Origin of the sequence: Variovorax sp. AB1(2024) (genome assembly GCF_037482385.2) — a bacterium.
In the GTDB taxonomy this organism is placed as follows: domain Bacteria; phylum Pseudomonadota; class Gammaproteobacteria; order Burkholderiales; family Burkholderiaceae_C; genus Variovorax.
The window spans coordinates 532,755-552,351 of sequence record NZ_JBBHKP020000001.1; the positions used below are offsets into that span (position 1 = coordinate 532,755).

The 19,597-nt window shown below is 67.7% G+C and carries 19 protein-coding genes; 12 read left to right on the forward strand and 7 right to left on the reverse strand.

What is annotated here, in order from left to right; all coding sequences use genetic code 11:
* Window positions 1-24 precede the first annotated feature (24 nt).
* The 3 genes from WIX39_RS02595 (at window position 25) to WIX39_RS02605 (ending at window position 2,889) form a co-directional block, all read left to right on the forward strand.
* Window positions 25-606, forward strand: a complete 582-nt coding sequence (locus WIX39_RS02595) for a superoxide dismutase (RefSeq protein WP_081267476.1) — start codon at window positions 25-27, stop codon at window positions 604-606.
* Between the two features lie 219 nt (window positions 607-825).
* Window positions 826-1,812, forward strand: a complete 987-nt coding sequence (locus tag WIX39_RS02600; RefSeq protein ID WP_081267475.1) for a Bug family tripartite tricarboxylate transporter substrate binding protein — start codon at window positions 826-828, stop codon at window positions 1,810-1,812.
* 60 nt (window positions 1,813-1,872) lie between these two features.
* Entirely contained in the window at window positions 1,873-2,889 is a 1,017-nt protein-coding gene (locus WIX39_RS02605; RefSeq protein WP_106937630.1) for an MBL fold metallo-hydrolase, read from the forward strand.
* Window positions 2,890-2,938: 49 nt separating this feature from the next.
* Here WIX39_RS02605 and WIX39_RS02610 read toward each other — a convergent pair whose 3' ends face one another.
* The 4 genes from WIX39_RS02610 to WIX39_RS02625 all read right to left on the reverse strand — a co-directional run bounded on the left by WIX39_RS02610 (window position 2,939) and on the right by WIX39_RS02625 (window position 5,292).
* The gene (locus WIX39_RS02610) at window positions 2,939-3,196 is read right to left on the reverse strand and encodes a hypothetical protein (protein ID WP_081267473.1); all 258 of its coding nucleotides are present in this window, start codon (window positions 3,194-3,196) and stop codon (window positions 2,939-2,941) included.
* A gap of 19 nt (window positions 3,197-3,215) precedes the next feature.
* A complete protein-coding gene (locus tag WIX39_RS02615; protein ID WP_106936501.1) occupies window positions 3,216-3,980 on the reverse strand; it encodes an SDR family NAD(P)-dependent oxidoreductase in 765 nt (254 codons plus the stop codon).
* Window positions 3,981-4,042: 62 nt separating this feature from the next.
* The gene (locus WIX39_RS02620; protein WP_106936500.1) at window positions 4,043-4,516 is read right to left on the reverse strand and encodes a hypothetical protein; all 474 of its coding nucleotides are present in this window, start codon (window positions 4,514-4,516) and stop codon (window positions 4,043-4,045) included.
* Window positions 4,513-5,292 (reverse strand): Crp/Fnr family transcriptional regulator, encoded by a 780-nt coding sequence (locus tag WIX39_RS02625; protein WP_081267470.1) that lies wholly within the window; start codon window positions 5,290-5,292, stop codon window positions 4,513-4,515. The genes WIX39_RS02620 and WIX39_RS02625 overlap by 4 nt, the downstream gene beginning before the upstream one ends.
* Before the next feature lie 84 nt (window positions 5,293-5,376).
* Here WIX39_RS02625 and WIX39_RS02630 point away from each other — a divergent pair, with 84 nt between their 5' ends.
* The 7 genes from WIX39_RS02630 (at window position 5,377) to WIX39_RS02660 (ending at window position 14,209) form a co-directional block, all read left to right on the forward strand.
* On the forward strand, window positions 5,377-7,335 hold the full coding sequence (locus WIX39_RS02630; RefSeq protein ID WP_106936499.1) for an AMP-dependent synthetase/ligase: 1,959 nt from the start codon (window positions 5,377-5,379) through the stop codon (window positions 7,333-7,335).
* Entirely contained in the window at window positions 7,332-8,117 is a 786-nt protein-coding gene (locus WIX39_RS02635) for an ABC transporter ATP-binding protein (RefSeq protein ID WP_081267468.1), read from the forward strand. Before WIX39_RS02630 ends, WIX39_RS02635 begins: the two co-directional genes overlap by 4 nt.
* Window positions 8,118-8,270: 153 nt before the next feature.
* Entirely contained in the window at window positions 8,271-9,200 is a 930-nt protein-coding gene (locus tag WIX39_RS02640; protein WP_106936498.1) for a branched-chain amino acid ABC transporter permease, read from the forward strand.
* A 3-nt stretch (window positions 9,201-9,203) separates the two neighbouring features.
* Window positions 9,204-10,268, forward strand: a complete 1,065-nt coding sequence (locus WIX39_RS02645) for a branched-chain amino acid ABC transporter permease (RefSeq protein WP_081267466.1) — start codon at window positions 9,204-9,206, stop codon at window positions 10,266-10,268.
* Window positions 10,269-10,331: 63 nt separating this feature from the next.
* Window positions 10,332-11,663 carry an ABC transporter substrate-binding protein gene (locus WIX39_RS02650; RefSeq protein ID WP_081267465.1) on the forward strand — a complete coding sequence of 444 codons (1,332 nt, stop codon included), beginning with the start codon at window positions 10,332-10,334 and terminating at the stop codon, window positions 11,661-11,663.
* Window positions 11,664-11,832: 169 nt separating this feature from the next.
* Window positions 11,833-12,645 (forward strand): ABC transporter ATP-binding protein, encoded by an 813-nt coding sequence (locus WIX39_RS02655; protein ID WP_081267464.1) that lies wholly within the window; start codon window positions 11,833-11,835, stop codon window positions 12,643-12,645.
* 313 nt (window positions 12,646-12,958) lie between these two features.
* A complete protein-coding gene (locus WIX39_RS02660; protein ID WP_106936497.1) occupies window positions 12,959-14,209 on the forward strand; it encodes a phenylacetate--CoA ligase family protein in 1,251 nt (416 codons plus the stop codon).
* Here WIX39_RS02660 and WIX39_RS02665 read toward each other — a convergent pair.
* Together WIX39_RS02665 and WIX39_RS02670 are read right to left on the reverse strand one after the other, a co-directional pair.
* Complete coding sequence (locus tag WIX39_RS02665; protein ID WP_106936496.1) at window positions 14,200-15,237, reverse strand: hypothetical protein; 1,038 nt, start codon at window positions 15,235-15,237, stop codon at window positions 14,200-14,202. The two genes, WIX39_RS02660 and WIX39_RS02665, sit on opposite strands and share 10 nt — an antisense overlap.
* A gap of 90 nt (window positions 15,238-15,327) precedes the next feature.
* Complete coding sequence (locus WIX39_RS02670; protein ID WP_409194446.1) at window positions 15,328-16,449, reverse strand: citrate synthase/methylcitrate synthase; 1,122 nt, start codon at window positions 16,447-16,449, stop codon at window positions 15,328-15,330.
* Between the two features lie 82 nt (window positions 16,450-16,531).
* On the opposite strand from WIX39_RS02670, the gene WIX39_RS02675 reads away from it, so the two are divergent.
* Window positions 16,532-17,770 carry a citrate synthase gene (locus WIX39_RS02675; protein WP_409194447.1) on the forward strand — a complete coding sequence of 413 codons (1,239 nt, stop codon included), beginning with the start codon at window positions 16,532-16,534 and terminating at the stop codon, window positions 17,768-17,770.
* Here WIX39_RS02675 and WIX39_RS02680 read toward each other — a convergent pair.
* Entirely contained in the window at window positions 17,715-18,284 is a 570-nt protein-coding gene (locus tag WIX39_RS02680; RefSeq protein WP_409194448.1) for a type 1 glutamine amidotransferase domain-containing protein, read from the reverse strand. The genes WIX39_RS02675 and WIX39_RS02680 overlap by 56 nt on opposite strands.
* Before the next feature lie 253 nt (window positions 18,285-18,537).
* Between WIX39_RS02680 and WIX39_RS02685 the strand changes: the two genes are divergently transcribed.
* Complete coding sequence (locus WIX39_RS02685) at window positions 18,538-19,512, forward strand: tripartite tricarboxylate transporter substrate-binding protein (RefSeq protein WP_081267459.1); 975 nt, start codon at window positions 18,538-18,540, stop codon at window positions 19,510-19,512.
* The last annotated feature ends 85 nt before the right edge of the window (window positions 19,513-19,597 follow it).

Sequence of the window (19,597 nt, forward strand, 5' to 3'; positions counted from 1 at the left end):
TCAACAACCACGAAGGTAATCACGATGGAACACAAGCTCCCACCCCTGCCCTACGCCCTGGACGCGCTGGCACCCGAGTACTCGCAGGAAACCCTCGAGTACCACTACGGCAAGCACCACAACGCCTACGTGGTGAACCTCAACAACCTGCAGAAGGGCACCGAATTCGAAGCGATGACGCTCGAGGAGATCGTCAAGAAATCCAGCGGCGGCATCTACAACAACGCAGCCCAGATCTGGAACCACACCTTCTTCTGGAACTGCATGAAGCCGCAAGGCGGCGGCGCACCGACCGGCGCGCTGGCCAAGGCCATCGAAGCCAAGTGGGGCAGCTACGACGCCTTCAAGGAAGCCTTCGTGAAGTCGGCCGTGGGCAACTTCGGCTCGGGCTGGACGTGGCTGGTGAAGAAGGCCGACGGCTCGGTGGACATCGTGAACACCGGTGCCGCCGGCACGCCGCTGACCACCGCGGACACCGCGCTGCTGACGGTGGACGTCTGGGAACACGCCTACTACATCGACTACCGCAACCTGCGCCCGAAGTTCGTCGAGACCTTCCTGGCCAAGCTGGCCAACTGGGAATTCGCCGAGAAGAACTTCGGCTGACGCATCGCCGGCCGCCCGGCCGGCCCCTGAAGCACGCGGCCCCCATGCCATCCTCGGCATGGGGGCCGCTCCATTTCCGAGCCAGCGCGAGCCGATACGGGTCCCATCGCGAATCGCGAAAACCCCCGGCACACCGCTTCCGGCACACTGCACCCCCGGTGCAGTGAAGACAATGCGACTGCAACCCCGATCCGCTTCGCTCCCCACAAAGAGACAACCATGATCCGCAGACACCTCGGCACGCTGGCCATCGCGCTGGCACTCCCGCTGGCCTTCACGGCCCCCCTCGCCCACGCACAGACCGCAGCCTACCCCGCCAAGCCGATCCGCATGATCGTGCCCTTCCCGCCCGGCGGCGGCACCGACATCCTGGCGCGCCTGGTCGCGCAGAAGCTCACCGAGGTGAACCACTGGACAGTGGTGCCCGACAACCGCGCGGGCGCCGGCGGCACCATCGGCATCGCCGAGGCAGCGCGCGCCGCGCCCACGGGCTACGACATCGTGATGGGCCAGAAGGACAACATGGTCGTCGCGCCCTGGCTCTACAAGAACCTGAGCTACAACCCCGTGAAAGACCTGACCGCCGTGGCCCACGTGGCCTACACGCCGGTGGTGATCGTCACGCAGGCCAACTCCAAGTTCAAGACGCTCGACGACGTGGTGAAGGCCGCGCGCGCCGCGCCCGACACCATCACCTACGGCTCGCCCGGCAACGGCACCACCATCCACCTGGCCGGCGAGATCTTCAACGGCGCGGCCAAGATCAAGATGCGTCACGTGCCCTACAAGGGCTCCAACGCGGCCATGATGGACGTGCTGGCGGGCAACGTCGACCTGATGGTGTCGTCGGTGCCCTCGGCCATGGCGCAGATCAAGGCGGGCAAGCTGCGGCCGCTGGCAGTGACCTCGGCCAAGCGCAGCACCTCGCTGCCCGACACGCCCACCGTGGCCGAGCTGGGCTACAAGGACTTCGACGTGAGCACCTGGTACGGCCTGTTCGTGCCGGCCGGCACGCCCAAGGACGTGGTGGCCACGCTCAATGCCGAAGTCAACAAGCTGCTGGCCACGCCTGAAATGAAGGCAGCCATCATCGCCCAGGGCGCCGAGCCGCAAAGCATGACGCCGGAGCAGTTCGGCAAGCTGCTGAAGACCGACTACGAAAAGTGGAAGGGCATCGTGCAAGCCTCGGGCGCGACAATCGAATAAGACTGGGCGTCGCAGAATGGTGTCTCCGGAACAAGCCGCAACGACGGCATGGAGACACCGATGGTTCCTTCCTTTCCCCTGAAGACAGCCGCCCTGGCGGCGGTTGTCGCCCTCGTCCAGGGCTGCGCGCAGACACCCGCGCAGAAGCCTTCCGACGCAACAGTGGCCGCGCACGTCACGGCGGCCACGCAGGCCGCGGGCACCGACCTCGGGCCCCTGCTCTCGCTCTGCAAGCCCGCCCCCGCCACGCGTCCGCCGCAGGAAGAGCTCGACAGGGGCCTCCCCCTGCTCATCAACAAGCCGGCACCGCCGCCCGCCAAGGCCTTCGACAACCTGTACTTCGTGGGCGCCGACTGGGTCAGCGCGTGGGCCATCAAGACCTCGGACGGCATCATCCTCATCGATGCGCTCAACAACCAGGTGGAAGCCGCCGCGCTCATAGAAGGCGGCATGCGCAAGCTGGGCCTGGACCCGGCGCAGATCAAGTACGTGGTCGTCACGCACGGCCACGGCGACCACTATGGCGGCGCGCCCTACCTCGCGCAGAAGTACCGCGCGCGCGTGGTGATGAGCGACGCCGACTGGACGATGACCGAGACCAAGCTCGAATTCGCCACGCCCATCTGGGGCGCGCCGCCCAGGCGCGGCGCGGGCGACATCTCTGCGAAGGACGGCGAACGCATCACCCTGGGCGACACCACCGTCACGCTGTACCTCACGCCGGGCCACACCATGGGCACGCTCTCGCCGGTGTTCGACGTGAGCGAGAACGGCAGGAAGCACCGCGCCATGCTCTGGGGCGGCACGGGCTTCAACTTCGGCAAGGACATGCAGCGGCTGGACAGCTACATCGCGTCCACGCGGCGCATGGACTCGCTGGTGAAGGCGCAGAACATCGACGTGATGCTGTCGAACCACTCGAACGTCGACAGCTCGCAGGCCAAGATGGCCGCGCTGCGGAACCAGCCGGCCGGCGCGTCGAACCCCTTCGTGATGGGCACGCCGACGGTGGAGCGGGCGTTGCGCGTGATGGGCGAGTGCGCGCAGGCGCAGCGCGACAGGTTCGCGATGCAGTGAGCGGGCCTTTGCTCCTTCCCCCTCCGGGGGAGGGAGAAATACCGAAGACTCAGTCCGGCACGAACTTGCTGTTGAAGATGGCCACGTCCGATTCGAGCTCGAACGTCGCCACCTGCCCCATCTTCCCGTCGCTCATCCTGCAGGCCGAGAACAGGCTGTAGCGGCCCTTGAAGTAGAACTCGTCCATCACGATCAGCGCGTACGGGTAGGGCACGAAGACCTGGTGCTCGAAGACGATGCGGTGCACGTTCCTCGGCGAGGGGAAGAGCTTGTATTCGAGCGTGTCGATCGACTTGGCGGTGGCCATGGCTTGGGTGTCCCAGGTTTCAGGCCGGATCGCGCACGTCGGCCACGGGCTTGGCGCCGAAGTCTTCGCGCGCCAGGTAGCCCAGCACCTTCGCAGCAGCCGTGGCGGGGCTGTCGAGCATGCCTTCGTTCTTCATCTTCTCGAAGCGCGTGCGGTCGGGGAACTTGTCGGCCGAGGCGCCACGCAGCTGCACCTGCATGTCGGTGTCGATCACGCCGGGCGCGAGCGAGACGATGCGCGCGCCGTTCGGGGCGTTCGCCTCTTCGAGCGCCACGGCGCGCGAGAAGTGGTCCATGCCGGCCTTGGCCGCGCAGTAGGGCGCCTGGCTGCCCATCGCGTTGCGGCCCAGGCCCGACGAGATGTTGAGCACCTTGCGCACGCCGCGCCATTCGCGCGTCGCGCCCAGGAACGCGGCGGTCAGCAGCATCGGCGCCTCCAGGCCGATGCGCAGGGCCAGCGACAGCTCGGCCTCCACGGCGCGCGACAGCGGCGCCGGGTTGCCGACGGTGCCGGCGTTGTTGATGAGCGTGACGCTGTCGAAGCGCTGCGCGTCGACGGTCTCGAGCCATGCCGACACGCGCTCCGATGCAGCCACCGGGTCGGACAGGTCCTGCTCCCATTGCACGAGTTCGGCGCCGGCGGCCTTGGCGGCTTCGGCCAGCTCGGGCGACTGCTTGCGCGAGATGCCGAGCACCGTGTGGCCGGCCTGCAGCAGCTGCATGGCCATGGCCTGGCCCAGGCCGCGCGAGGCGCCGGTGATGAGGGTGAGGTGGGAAGCGGTCATCGGAGAGTGGTCTTTCTGGAAAGGAGGCGGGGAGATTAAGGGGTATTGAAAAGCCTCGCGGCTCAACCGGTCCGGAACTGCTTGCGCAGGAAGTTGCGGTGCCGCGCGATGTGCTGCAGCTGCGCGGGCGCGACGGTGCCGCCCAGGTCGACTTCGTCCGCGCCGTTGAGCACCGCGTTGGCGTTGGCCATGGCGCGCGCCACGACCTCTTCCTCGCTCACGCCGAGCTGCGCCGCAAGGTCGAGCGCCACGCGCCGCATGGCGCGCTGCGAGAGCATCCACATGGCGCCGAAGCGGTCCCATGCGAGCGCGGTTTCCTCGGCCTTCTCTCGGTCGGCGAGGATTTCGCTGAGCGGCTTGGCCAGCACCGCATCGAGTTCCTCGAGCTTTTCGGCCAGCTGCTCGTTGCGCGCGAGCGCCTCTTCGAGCGTCGGCCCGGCCGCTTCGGCCTCGGGCTTCTTCGGCTGCTCCGGGGGCGGGATGAACGCGGCCTCCGCATTCGCGGGCACGATCTGTATCTGGTCTTTGAGCGTCATGAGGTTTCCGTTTCCGCGGAGGGTTGGATGTTCTTCTTGTTCGACATCGCGGTGGCCCGCAGGCCCGGCAGGTCGAGCACGCGCAGGCCACCGTACTCCACGCGGATCAACCCCTGCGCCGACAGGCCGTTGAGCGCCTCGTTGACCCGCTGGCGCGACAGGCCGACCAGGTAGGCCAGCTCCTGCTGCGTGATGCGCAACACCTCGCCCACGCCGGGGTACAGCACCGGGTTGAACAGCGACACCAGGTTGCGCGCCACGCGGGCGTCGGGGTTGTTGAGCCGGTCGATCTCCAGCGCCGCGATGAACTGGCCGAGCCGCTCGTTGAGCTGGTTCATCACGAAGCGGTTGAAGCCGATGGAATGGTCGAGCAGCCAGTGGAAGCTCTCGGTCGGCAGGCCCGCGATGAGGCTGCGGCGCAGCGCCTGGATGTTGTAGCGGTAGGGCTCGCGCTTCATCACCGTGCCTTCGCCGAACCAGCCGCCGGGCGGCACGCCGGTGTAGGTGACGGAGCCGCCGTCGGCGTTGTCGTTGCTCATCTTCAGCAGCCCCTCGACCACGCCGAACCAGTAGGTGGGCGAGCGGCCGACGCGGCACACCAGGTCGCCGGGCTCCGCTTCGCCGACCACCAGCGTGGCCTCGGCGCGGCGGCGTTCGGCGGGGGTGAGCGTGGGCAGCCAGGGAATGCCGTCGAGCTCGGCGGCGTTGGCCGGACGGACGCGGTCCTTGATCGAACCGCCGAGCACGTTGTTGTGGTTGAGGTTGCCGCGAGGCATCGGGAAACTCCGGGGAGTAGTGTCCCTAGGATTGTCGTTGGAACGACAACCGGGCGTCAAAGTGAGACCTACGATCCGCCCACTGTGCAAACAACCGCCCCCACCTTCCCCCGCCTGATGCTCGCGCATGCCGAGGCCCGACCCGAGTCGCCGGCCGTGCGCGAGAAGGATCTCGGCATCTGGCAAACCTGGACCTGGAACGCCGTGGCGCAGGAAGTGCGCGAAATGGCCTGCGGCCTGGCGAGCCTGGGCTTCAAGGCCAACGACAACCTGGCCATCGTCGGCGCCAACCGGCCGCACCTGTACATGGCGGTGATCGCCGCGCAGAGCCTGCGCGGCGTGCCGGTGCCGCTGTACCAGGACGCGGTGGCCGGCGAGATGGTCTTCATGCTGCAGGACGCGGGCATCGAGTTCGTGATCGCCGAAGACCAGGAGCAGGTCGACAAGCTGCTGGAGTGCCGCGAGATCCAGCAGGGCAAGCTGCCGGCCATCCGCCACATCATCTACGACGACCCCAAGGGCCTGCGCCACTACGACCAGCCCGGGCTCTTGAGCTACGAGCAGCTGCGCGCGGTGGGCCGCGAGTTCGACAAGGCCAACGTGGGCTACTACGACCGCGCGGTCGCCAGCGGCGAGGCGACGGACGTGGGCGTGATCCTCTACACCTCCGGCACCACCGGCCGCCCCAAGGGCGTGTGCCAGACGCATGCGAGCTTCATCGCGGCGGGCCGCGGCGGCGTGGAGACCGACCGGCTCGGCCCCGGCGACAACATCATGAGCTACCTGCCGATGGCCTGGGTGGGCGACCACCTGTTCTCGGTGGCGCAGTGGCTGGTGGGCGGCTTCACGCTCAACTGCCCCGAGTCCGCCGAGACGGTGATGAACGACATGCGCGAGATCGGCCCGAGCTATTACTTCGGCCCGCCGCGCACCTTCGAAGGCCTGCTCACCGCCGTGTCGATCCGCATGGAAGACGCGGCCGCGCCCAAGCGCTGGCTGTATGCCAGGTTCATGGCGCTCGCACAGCGCGTGGGCGCGGACATTCTCAACGGCGCGCCGGTGGGCGCCGGTGACCGGCTGATGTACGCCCTGGGCAACCTGCTGATCTACGGCCCGCTGCGCAACGTGCTGGGCATGAGCCGCATCCGCGTGGCCTACACAGCGGGCGCGGCCATCGGGCCGGACCTGTTCCGCTTCTACCGCTCCATCGGCGTGAACCTGAAGCAGTTCTACGGCCAGACCGAGACCTGCGCCTACGTGTGCCTGCAGCAGGACGGCAAGGTCAAGCTGCAGACCGTGGGCACGGCCGCGCCGGGCATCGAGCTGAAGATCGCGGAAGACGGCGAGGTGCTGGTGCGCGGCGTGTCGGTGCTCAAGGAGTACTACAAGCGCCCCGACGCCACCGCCGAGGTGCTTGACGCCAACGGCTACTTCCACACCGGCGACGCGGGCGTGCTCGACAGCGAAGGCCACCTGCGCATCATCGACCGCGCCAAGGACGTGGGCCGGCTCGTGAGCGGCGCGATCTTCGCGCCCAACTACATCGAGAACAAGCTTAAGTTCTTCCCGCAGATCAAGGAGGCCGTGTGCTTCGGCAACGGCCGCGACGAAGTGTGCGCGGCCATCAACATCGACTACGAGGCCGTGGGCAACTGGGCCGAGCGGCGCGGGCTGGCCTACGGCGGCTACGTCGACCTGGCCGGCAAGCCCGACGTGCTGGCGCTGGTGGCCGAATGCATCGGCAAGGTCAACGCCGACCTCGCGGCCGAGGACGGCATGGGCGAGACGCAGATCGCGCGCTTCCTGGTGCTGCACAAGGAGCTCGACCCCGACGACGACGAACTGACCCGCACGCGCAAGGTGCGCCGCGGCTTCATTGCCGAGAAATACGCGGTGCTGGTCGATGCGCTCTATGGCCGCAAGACCGAGCAGTACATCGAGACCCAGGTCAAGTTCGAGGACGGGCGCACGGGCACGGTGAGCGCCACGCTGAGGGTCGTCGATGCGAAGACTTTCCCCATCATCGTGAAGGCGGCGGCATGAGCACCAGGAAGACCGGCGAGGTCATCCTCGACGTGCAGAACATCAGCCTGAGCTTCGGCGGCGTGAAGGCGCTGACGGACATCAGCTTCAACGTGCGCGAGCACGAGGTGCGGGCCATCATCGGCCCCAACGGCGCGGGCAAGAGCTCGATGCTGAACTGCATCAACGGCGTCTACTGGCCGCAGCAGGGCTCCATCACCTTCCGCGGCCAGACCTTCAAGCACATGAACTCGCGCCAGGTGGCGGAGATGGGCGTGGCGCGCACCTTCCAGAACCTGGCGCTGTTCAAGGGCATGAGCGTGCTCGACAACATCATGACCGGGCGCAACCTCAAGATGAAGAGCGGCCTGTTCGCCCAGGCGCTGCGCTGGGGCCCGGCCGAGCGCGAGGAGCTGCGGCACCGCGAGTTCGTCGAGCACATCATCGACTTCCTGGAGATCCAGGCGCACCGCAAGACGCCCGTGGGCCGCCTGCCCTACGGCCTGCAGAAGCGCGTCGACCTGGGCCGCGCGCTCGCGATGGAGCCGCAGGTGCTGCTGCTGGACGAGCCCATGGCCGGCATGAACGTGGAAGAGAAGCAGGACATGAGCCGCTTCATCCTCGACGTGAACGACGAGTTCGGCGCAACCATCGTGCTGATCGAGCACGACATGGGCGTGGTGATGGACATCTCCGACCGCGTGGTGGTGCTGGACTACGGCAAGAAGATCGGCGACGGGACGCCCGATGAGGTGCGCAACAACGATGACGTGATCCGGGCATACCTGGGTGTGGAGCACTGACGCCATGCCGAGCCTCGCCCTGAAGCATTGCTCCTTCCCCCTCCGGGGGAAGGCTGGGATGGGGGCACGCGGAGCGCCCATTGGATATGCCGCGTGTCCCCACCCCAACCCTCCCCCGAAAGGGGAGGGAGAAAAACAAGAAAGAAACTGACCATGGGCTTTTTCCTCGAAACCCTTTTCGGCGGCCTCATGGTCGGCATGCTCTATTCGCTGATCGCCATCGGCTTCGTGCTGATCTACAAGGCCTCCGGCGTCTTCAACTTCGCGCAGGGCGCGATGGTGCTGTTCGCCGCGCTGGCCATGGCGCGCTTCTCCGAGTGGTTCCCGCTGTGGTTCGGCTTCCAGAGCCAGATCCTCGCGAACATCCTGGCCTTCGTCGCGGCCATGGCCGTGATGGTGGTGGTCGCCTGGCTGATCGAGCGGCTCGCGCTCAGCAAGCTGGTGAACCAGGAAGGCATCACGCTGCTGATGGCCACGCTGGGCATCGCCTACTTCCTCGACGGCATGGGCCAGACGCTGTTCGGCAACGACATCTACAAGATCGACGTGGGCATGCCCAAGGAACCGCTGATGGTGCTCGAAGGCACCTTCCAGGGCGGCCTGCTGCTGAGCCAGGAAGACCTGATCGCCGCGCTGGTGGCGGCCGGGCTGGTGGTGGTGCTGGCCATCTTCTTCCAGAAGACGGCCACCGGCCGCGCCCTGCGCGCGGTAGCCGACGACCACCAGGCCGCTCAGTCGATCGGCATTCCGCTCAAGCGCATCTGGGTGATCGTGTGGTCGGTGGCCGGCTTCTCGGCGCTGGTGGCCGGGATCATCTGGGGGTCGAAGCTGGGCGTGCAGTTCTCGCTGTCGCTGGTGGCGCTGAAGGCGCTGCCGGTGGTGATCCTCGGCGGGCTCACCTCGATACCGGGCGCCATCATCGGCGGCCTGCTGATCGGGGTGGGCGAGAAGCTGTCCGAAATCTATCTCGGCCCCATGCTCGGTGGCGGCATCGAGATCTGGTTTGCCTATGTTCTTGCACTGGTCTTCCTGCTCGTCCGGCCCCAGGGGCTGTTCGGCGAGAAGATCATCGATCGGGTCTGAGCGATGTTCTACAGAGAAAACGGCCAGTTCAAGTCGAGCTACAGGGCCGACCAGCAGATCTTCCCGATCGCGCAGGACCGCATCGCGATCCTGGTGCTGCTGCTCGTGGCGTTCGTGGTGGTGCCGCTGGGCGTGTCCGACTACTGGATGCGCGCCATCCTCACGCCCTTCCTGATTCTTTCGCTCGCGGCGCTGGGGCTGAACATCCTGGTGGGCTACTGCGGCCAGATTTCGCTGGGCACCGGCGCCTTCATGGCGGTGGGCGCCTATGCGGCCTACAACTTCCAGGTGCGCATCGAGGGCATGCCGCTCATCGCGTCGCTGCTGCTGGGCGGCCTGTGCGCCACGGTGATCGGCGTGCTGTTCGGCATTCCGAGCCTGCGCATCAAGGGCCTGTACCTTGCGGTGGCCACGCTGGCGGCGCAGTTCTTCACCGACTGGGCCTTCCTGCGCATCCAGTGGTTCACCAACAATTCTTCGTCGGGTTCGGTGAGCGTGGCGGGGCTCAACGTGTTCGGCGTGCCGATCGAATCGCCGGTGCAGAAGTATCTGTTCTGCCTGGCCTTCGTGGTGGTGTTCGCGCTGCTGGCCAAGAACCTGGTGCGCAGCGCCATCGGCCGCGAGTGGATGGCGATGCGCGACATGGACGTGGCCGCAGCGGTGATCGGCATCCGCCCGGTGTACGCCAAGCTCACGGCCTTTGCGGTGAGCAGCTTTATCGTCGGCGTGGCGGGCGCGCTGTGGGGCTTCGTGCACCTGGGGGCGTGGGAGCCGGCGGCCTTCAGCATCGACCGCTCGTTCCAGCTGCTGTTCATGGTGATCATCGGCGGGCTCGGCTCGATCATGGGCAGCTTCTTCGGCGCCGCGTTCATCGTGCTGCTGCCGCTGTTCCTGAACCAGCTACCGGCGTGGCTGGGCTTCTCGATTTCGACCGCGCTGGCCTCGCACCTGGAGACCATGATCTTCGGCGCGCTGATCGTGTTCTTCCTGATCGTCGAGCCGCACGGGCTGGCCCGGCTGTGGTCCACGGCCAAGGAGAAGCTGCGGCTGTGGCCCTTCCCGCATTGATCCGTTTCGAAAGTTCCCGTTCGTAAAAACCCGGCACCGAGGTGCCCACAAAAGGAGACAGGCATGAAACTGAAATCGCTCGCTCTGACCGCCGCCCTGGTGGCCAGCACCCTCGGCGCCATGCTCGCGCCATCGGTCGCCCAGGCGCAGGCCAAGGAACAGTTCTTCCCGCTGCTGGTGTACCGCACCGGCCCCTACGCGCCCAACGGCACGCCCTGGGCCAACGGCAAGCAGGACTACCTGAAGCTGGTGAACGCGCAAGGCGGCATCAACGGCGTGAAGATCACGTTTGAAGAATGCGAAACGGGCTACGCCACCGACAAGGGCGTGGAATGCTACGAACGCCTGAAGGGCCGCCCCGGCGTCGCGTTGTTCGACCCGCAGGCCACCGGCATCACCTTCGCGCTGACCGACAAGGTGCCCACCGACAAGATCCCGCTCGTCACGCTGGGCTACGGCCTCGCGGCCTCGCAGGACGGCGGCGTCTTCAAGTGGAACTTCCCGCTGATGGGCTCCTACTGGACCGCGGCCGACATCCTGATCCAGCACCTGGGCAAGAAGGAAGGCGGCATGGACAAGCTCAAGGGCAAGAAGATCGCCCTCGTCTACCACGACTCGCCCTTCGGCAAGGAACCGATTCCGCTGCTGCAGGAGCGCGCGAAGATGCACGGCTTCGACCTGTCGCTGATTCCGGTGACGGCGCCGGGCGTCGAGCAGAAGTCGGCCTGGCTGCAGGTGCGCCAGCAGCGCCCCGACTTCGTGCTGCTGTGGGGCTGGGGCGTGATGAACTCCACCGCGCTGAAAGAGGCCGTGGCCACCGGCTACCCGCGCGAGAAGATGTACGGCGTGTGGTGGGCCGGCGCCGAGCCCGACGTGAAGGACGTGGGCGCCAACGCCAAGGGCTACAACGCGCTGGCGCTGAACGGTTCCGGTCCCGACAACAAGGTGATCCAGGACATCCTCAAGCAGGTGCACGACAAGGGCCAGGGCACGGGCCCGAAGGAAGAAGTGGGCTCAGTGCTGTACACGCGCGGCGCGATCATCTCGATGCTCGGCGTCGAGGCGGTGCGGCGCGCGCAGGAGCGCTTCGGCAAGGGCAAGGTCATGACCGGCGAGCAGGTGCGCTGGGGCCTGGAGAACCTGGCGCTCGACCAGAAGAAGCTCGACGCGCTGGGCTTCGCGGGCGTGATGCGTCCGGTGAGCACCTCGTGCCAGGACCACATCGGCTCGACCTGGGCGCGCATGGAAACCTGGGACGGCGCCAAGTGGAACATCGCGCCCGACTGGTACCAGGCCGACGACCAGATCATCAAGCCGATGGCCAAGGCAGCGGCCGACAAGTACGCAACCGAAAAGAAACTGACGCGCCGCGAGGCAGCCGACTGCCAGTCTTGAGCTGACCCCCAGTCTTCGCGCACTTCGTGTCGCTTCGCCAACCCCCTTCCAGGGGGCAACACCTGCGGCCCGGCAAAGCCGGTTCCGCGGTGTTCCCTGGAGGGAGGATGGCCGAGCGGGCATCCGAAAGAACTGCGCTGTTGTTCTTTCGAATGCTTCGGACCACACCATGAGCGAACCCAACATCCTCCTCAACGTCAACGGCATCGAGGTCATCTACAACCACGTGATCCTGGTGCTCAAGGGCGTCTCGCTCACGGTGCCCGACGGCGGCATCGTGGCGCTGCTCGGCGGCAACGGCGCGGGCAAGACGACCACGCTGCGCGCGGTGAGCAACCTGCTCGCGGGCGAACGCGGCGCGGTCACCAAGGGCACCATCGAGCTGCGCGGCGAGCGCATCGAGGCGCTTTCGCCTGCGGAGCTGGTCAAGCGCGGGCTGATCCAGGTGATGGAAGGCCGGCACTGCTTCGCGCACCTGACGATCGAGGAGAACCTGATGACCGGCGCCTACACGCGCACCGACGGCAAGGCCGCGGTGCAGCAGACGCTGGAGAAGGTGTACGCGTATTTCCCGCGGCTGAAGACGCGGCGTACTTCGCAGGCGGCCTACACATCGGGTGGCGAGCAGCAGATGTGCGCCATCGGCCGCGCGTTGATGGCCAACCCGACGATGGTGCTGCTCGACGAACCCTCGATGGGTCTCGCGCCGCAGATCGTGGAGGAGGTGTTCGAGATCGTGAAAGACCTCAACACCAAGGAGCGCGTGACTTTCCTGCTGGCCGAGCAGAACACCAACATGGCGCTGCGCTATGCCGACTACGGCTACATCCTGGAGAACGGACGCATCGTGATGGACGGCGAGGCGAAGAGCCTGCGCGAGAACGAGGACGTGAAGGAGTTCTACCTTGGCGTGGGTGGCGCGGACCGCAAGAGTTTCCGGGACGTGAAGAGCTACAAGCGGCGCAAGAGGTGGCTGGCTTGAGAGTGCATTCGGCGCGCGATCAGGCCGACGGGGTACCTTGCTCCGCGAATGTCCCCCGGCCTGCGGCCTCCTCCTTTATTTCGCTGCGCAAGGCACCCCATCGGCCTGATCGTTCAGAGCACGGGTTGATCGGCCGCAAACCAACAGGGTGCCCTGTGCACAGGGCGTCGGGTGCTCCCCGCAGCGAAATAAAGGAGGAGGGGCGCAGCCCCGGGGGACATTCGCGGAGGGGAGTACCCGATGGCCTGTGCACACACCCCGAACAAACACCGCTCGGTAAAGAACTGAACTGAACAGATTGAAGGGTACGGACATGACCGACCACTACGACAAGCTAGAAATCCGTGACCCCGCCGAACGCGAACGCGACCTGCTGGCCGCCTTGCCCAGGCAGATCGCGCAAGCCCGGAGCGCCGCACCCGCGTTCGCGAAAATCCTCGACGGCGTCAAGCCCGCCGACATCACCACGCGCGAAGCACTCGCCAGACTGCCCGTCACGCGCAAATCGGAACTGCTCGAACTGCAGAAAGCCCGCCGCGCCGACGACCCCTTCGGCGGATTCTCATCCATCGCACGCGGCCCGCGCATGCCCCGCGTGTTCGCGAGCCCCGGCACCATCTACGAACCCGAGGGCGAAGCGCGCGACTACTGGCGCACCGCTCGTGCATTGCATGCGGCGGGCTTTCGCGGCGGCGAGCTGATCCACAACAGCTTCAGCTATCACATGACGCCTGCCGGCTCCATCATGGAAAGCGGCGCGCACGCATTGGGCTGCAGCGTCTTCGCGGGCGGCACCGGGCAGACCGAACAGCAGCTCGAAGCCATGGCCGACCTCAAGCCCGAAGGCTACGCAGGCACGCCCAGCTTCCTGAAGATATTGCTGGAGAAAGCCGAAGAGAAAGGGCTGAAGCTGCCCTCGCTCACCAAGGCACTCGTCTCCGGCGAAGCCTTTCCGCCGAGCCTGCGCGACTGGATCGCCGCGCATGGCGTGAAGGGCACGCAGTGCTACGCCACGGCCGACCTGGGCCTCATCGCCTACGAGACCAGCGCGCGCGAAGGGCTGGTGATCGACGAGGGCGTGCTGGTCGAGATCGTGCGGCCCGGCACCGGAGACCCGGTGCCCGACGGCGAAGTCGGCGAAATCGTCGTCACCACCTTCAACCCCGACTATCCGCTGGTGCGCTTCGGCACCGGCGACCTGTCGGCGGTGCTCGCGGGCACATGCCCCACGGGCCGCACCAACAAGCGCATCAAGGGGTGGCTCGGCCGGGCCGACCAGACCACCAAGGTGCGCGGCATGTTCGTGCATCCCTCGCAGGTGGCCGAGATACTGCGGCGCTTTCCCGAGGCGCGGCGCGCGCGGCTGGTGGTGTCCGGCGAGATGGGCGACGACCGCATGACGCTGCAGCTCGAATGCGACGGTGCCGTGCCCCAGGGGCTGCAGGCGCGCGTTGGCGATGCGATACGCGAAGTGACCAAGCTGCGCGGCGAAGTCGTGGTGGTGGGCGCAGGCGAGCTGCCCAACGACGGCAAGGTGATCGAAGACGCGCGCAGCTACAAGTAGCGGCGGTACAGCCAACGCGTGGCGGCGCGCATGAGCATCACCACGTGTATCGCATAGACCAGCGCGAACGCCAGCACGAAGCCGATGAGCCCTCCAAGGCCGTTGAGTCCGGAGGTGCTCGACGCGATGTACAGCCACGCGATGGCGATGACGATGCAGCTCACCTGCACCAGCACGAAGGCCAGCACCGAAGCGGCCACTGCCCTGAACGGCCGCGCCCTGGCGAGCCCCGGCGCGGCGCCTAGCCAGCCGCCCCAGAACGCGAGCGCGAAGACCACCAGCGGCGGCACCATCCAGGCGAAGAGCAGCTCGGGGCCGTCCACGCCGCGCCCCATCGAGCTCCAGCGGCTCATGGCCACGCCGCTCCACATCTGCAGCGCCGCGAACATCGCGGCGCCCACCAGCGCCACCGCGCGGCGCGGCGACGCACCGCCCAGGTCTTCCACACTGCCCGGTGCTTCGGCGGCGGGCTCCAGCTGCGCGGCACGCCCGGCGCGCAGCGCGACCCACGCCGCGGCCCACACGCCCAGCACGAGCATGATCAACTGCGCGATGGACTGCAGGAACACGAACACTGCCATCACCGTGCGAATGGAAGCCGGCTCGACAGCCTCGTGCAGGCGGCCGCCCGGCATGAAGAGCAATTGCACCTCGTACAGCAGCGGGCTCAGCGCATAGAAGTTGAGCAGCAGCACCACCAGGTAGGCGGCGGCATAGCGCAGGCGCGGCCGCGCGAGCCGCGAGACGCTGTCGACGCCGCGCTTCTCCAGCGCATTGCGCCCGTGGCTCCAGGCCAGCGCCGCCGCCAGCACCCACGCCATGCCGATGCTGCACACCATCGGGATCCACACGCCCGGCAGCGCGTAGGTACCGCGCATCTGCGCGCCCTCGGGCGTATCGGGGGCGAGCTGCACGGCCAGGTTGACGAGCACCATGACGGCATCGATGGCCACGGTGACGAGCGCGAGGTCGCGCGGCAGTCGCCGTGCGGACTCGTGCGTCGGGGGATGGAGGGAGGTCGCCGTCATGGGGGAATACTTTCGCTTTGCATTGCGCATGCCGTGGCATGCGAGGAACAAAGCGAGCGTATCGGATGACGGCGCCCGCGCCCTGTAGGCTCAGTGCGCGAGTGCGGCTTCGCCCGCCTCCTCGGGCTCGGGCCCCACGTAGACCGACTGCGGACGGATCAGCCGCCCCTTCTTCACCTGCTCGCGCGCATGCGCCACCCAGCCGCCCACGCGGCCGGCCGCGAACACGCAGGTGAAGCTCTCGCGGCCGAAGCCCAGCGCCTCCAGCAGCAGCGCGGTGTAGAACTCGACGTTGGTCTCCAGCGCGCGGCCCGGCTTCTTCTCGCGCAGGATGGCCAGCGCGGCCTGCTCCGCCGCCTCGGCCAGCGCGAAGCGCGCGGCATTGACGCTGCCCTCCTTGCCGAGCCGCCCGAGCGCGCCCTTGAGCGCATCGGCGCGTGGATCGCGCACGCGGTAGATGCGATGGCCGAAGCCCATCAGCCGCTGGCCCTCGGCCACGGCCTGCTCCAGCCATGCGCGGGCATTGCCGGCGCTGCCGATGGCGTCGAGCGCATCGAGCACCGGGCCGGGCGCGCCACCGTGCAGCGGCCCCTTGAGCGCGCTGATGCCCGCGATCACGGCGGAAGCCAGGCCGGCGCCGGTGGATGCGACCACGCGCGCCGCGAAGGTCGAGGCGTTGAGGCCGTGGTCGCACACGGTGACGAGGTAGGTGTCGAGCGCGGCGCTCTGCGCCGGCGTGGGCGCGCGGCCATGCAGCATGCGCAACATGTCGGCGGCGTGCGGCAGTGCCTCGTCGGGTGCGAGCGCCTGCACGCCCAGGCGCCAGCGCATCACCGCGGCGGTGTACACGGCGGGCGCGGCCACCAGGCGCAGCGCGGTCGGCAGGTCGTCGCCGTCCGGCAGCCGTGCCAGCAGCGCGCGCACCGCCTCGATGGGCGGCAGCCGGCGCAGCACGGCGTCGTCGTTGGGCTGCAGGCGCTCGAAGGCTTCGCGGCGCGCGCGGCCAATGGCGGTGCGCAGGCCTTCGGCGGCGGGCAGCGTGTCGAAGAAGCCTTCGAACAGCAGGCCCACCACGTCTTCATAGCGCCAGCGCTGCGCGATCTCGTCCAGCGCATGGCCGCGGATCACGAGCCGGCCGGCCTCGCCGTCCACCTCGGACAGCACGGTATGCGCGGCCACCACGCCTTCGAGGCTGCCATCGTCATTGTTCATCGCTCTTTACTCCTGGGTTGACACGATGACATTGATTCTGGCCCGATGGATATTGACGTCAATCTTGATCTATTCTGTCAACATGACAACGAAGAGAACCGTGCCGCTGTGGCTGCCGGCCGCCGAGGCCCTCGAACTGATGCAGGTGCGCCCGCAAACGCTCTACGCCAGCGTGAGCCGCGGCCGCATCCGCGCCAAGCCCGATGCCGCCGACCCGCGCCGCAGCCTCTACCACCGCGACGACGTGCAACGCATCGCCGCGCGCGCACGGGGCCGCCGCAGCAGCGAGGCGGTGGCGAGCGAAGCCATCCAGTGGGGCGAACCGGTGCTGGCTTCGGCTGTGTCCACCGTGGCCGAAGGCCGGCTGCTGTACCGGGGGCAGGACGCCTGCGCGCTGTCGGAACACGCCACGCTCGAGGAAGTGGCGGCGCTGCTCTGGGAAAGCGCGCCGCCGCACTTTCCGGCTTCCGCCGTGCCGGTTGCCTCGCAAGGCAATTCGTCGCCGCTCCAGGCCGGCCTGCTCGCGCTGGCGGCGCGCGCCGCCACCGACCTGCCCGCGCGGGGCCGGTCGCGCAACGTGCTGCAGGCCGAGGCCGCCGAGGCGATCGGCGCGCTGGCCGATGCATTGCTGGGCACCGCACCCGCGCGCGCCGTGCCGCTGCACATGCGGCTGGCCTCGGCATGGCGCCGCCCGCGCGCCGCCGACGATCTGCGCCGCGTGCTGGTGCTGCTGGCCGACCACGAGCTCAATGCGTCGACCTTCGCGGCACGCGTGACGGCGTCGACCGGCGCTTCGGTGGCGGCTTGCCTGCTCACCGGACTCTCGACCCTGACGGGCCCGCTGCACGGCGGCGCCTCCGCGGCGGTACAGGCGCTGATGCGCAGCGCGGCGGCCATCGGCACCGAAGCGGCGGTGCGCGAATGGCTCGCGCACGACCGGCCGCTGGCGGCCTTCGGGCATCCGCTCTATCCGGACGGCGATGCACGTTGCCGCGCGCTGCTGGCCAACATCGAACTGCCGCCGGCATTCCGCGAGTTGCGCGATGTCGGTGAGAAGCTGCTCGGCGACGCGGTGAACGTCGACTTCGCGCTCGCAGCGCTGGCGGCGGTACACAAGCTGCCGCCGGGCGCGCCGCTCATGCTGTTCGCGCTTTCGCGCACCGTCGGCTGGACGGCGCACGTGCTGGAGCAGCAGGCCAGCGGCCAGCTGATCCGCCCGCGTGCGCGCTACACCGGCCCCACGGCCGATGCGGCCACGCAGGAGCTCAGTGAATCGACGCCTCGTGCGCGATCTCGAATGCCTTCGTCATCTCGCGGTTGAAAGCCGGCAGATCGTCGGGCTTGCGGCTGGTGACGAGGCTCTGGTCGACCACCACTTCCTTGTCGCTCCAGCTGGCGCCCGCGTTCTTCAGGTCGGCCTGCAGCGACGGCCACGAGGTCATCTTGCGGCCCTTCACGCCGCCCGCGTCGATCAGCGTCCAGGGCCCGTGGCAGATGGCCGCGATGGGTTTGCCCGCCTCCACGAAGGCGCGCACGAACGCGACCGCCTTCTCGTCGATGCGCAGGGTGTCGGGGTTGACCACGCCGCCAGGCAGCAGCAGGGCATCGAAGTCTTCGGGCTTCGCGCCCTTCAGCGGTACGTCGACCTCGAAGCTGTCGGCGGGGTCGTGGTGGTTCCAGCCGCGCACGCGGCCTTCGACCGGCGAGACGATCAGGGTCTGCGCGCCGGCATGGTCGAGCGCCTTGCGCGGCTCGGTCATCTCGACCTGCTCGAAGCCGTCCGACACGAGGATGGCGACCTTCATTCCGTCGAGGGAAGAAGAGGTGATGGGCATGTGTGAATCTCCTTTGGGGTGAAAAAAACCGGCAATGAAGGTTCACCCTAGGGCCTGCGTGCGGCAGCCGCATCGTCCGGCGCCGGCTCCGCCTGTCGGACAGTTCGACGGGCGGCCGATTTCAGCCGCGCACCCGTGCCCGGCATGCACCGGCAAGGGGCGGATCGTGCTTCTCGCATAAGGGCTATTGGGTATAGGTCAGCTTGCAGTCAGCCCTTAAGATCGCGGCCTTTTTACCCCTCTCGGAGACGAAATGAAGAAACTGTTCGCCCTCGCGGCGATTGCCGCCGCAGCAGCCGGTGTTCACGCCCAGGACTTCCCCGGGAACAAGACCGTCACGCTCGTGGTGCCTTTCGCGGCCGGCGGCCCGACCGACCGGGTGGCGCGCGACCTCGCCGAAGCCATGCAGAAGACGCTCGGCACCACCATCGTGGTGGACAACACCGCGGGCGCGGGCAGTTCCATCGGCACCGCCAAGGTGGCGCGCGCCAACCCCGACGGCTACACGCTGCTGCTGAACCACATCGGCATGTCGACGATGCCGGCGCTCTACCGCAAGCTGCCCTTCAACGTCGAGACCGACTTCGAGTACCTCGGCATGGTCAACGAAGTGCCGATGACGCTGATCGGCAAGCCCGGCCTGCCCGCCAACAACTACAAGGAACTGACGACCTGGATCGCCGCCAACAAGGGCAAGATCAACCTGGGCAACGCCGGCCTGGGCGCCGCGTCGCACCTGTGCGGCCTGCTGTTCCAGAGCGCGATCAAGGTCGAGATGACGCCCGTGCCGTACAAGGGCACGGCCCCGGCCATCGCCGACCTGCTGGGCGGCCAGATCGACCTGCTGTGCGACCAGACCACCAACACCACGTCGCAGATCGAGGCCAAGAAGGTCAAGGCCTATGCGGTGACCACGGCCAAGCGCCTGACCACCCCGGCGCTGAAAGACCTGCCCACGCTCGACGAGTCGGGCCTGAAGGGCTTCGAAGTGACGATCTGGCACGGCGTGTACGCCCCCAAGGGCACGCCCGCGCCGGTGCTGAAGAAGCTCAACGAAGCCATCAAGGCCGCCATGAAGGACCCGGGCTTCATCAAGCGTGAAGAAGCGCTGGGCGCGGTGATCACCACCGACAGCCGCACCGAGCCGGCCGAGCACAAGAAGTTCGTCTCGGCCGAGATCGCCAAGTGGGGCCCGATCATCAAGGCCGCCGGCGTGTACGCCGACTGATCGCCCTTCGGCTTCCTTCCATAGCCAACGAAAAAGCCGCCGGCCCTTCGGGACCGGCGGCTTTTTTTCATGCGCGGGCAACCTG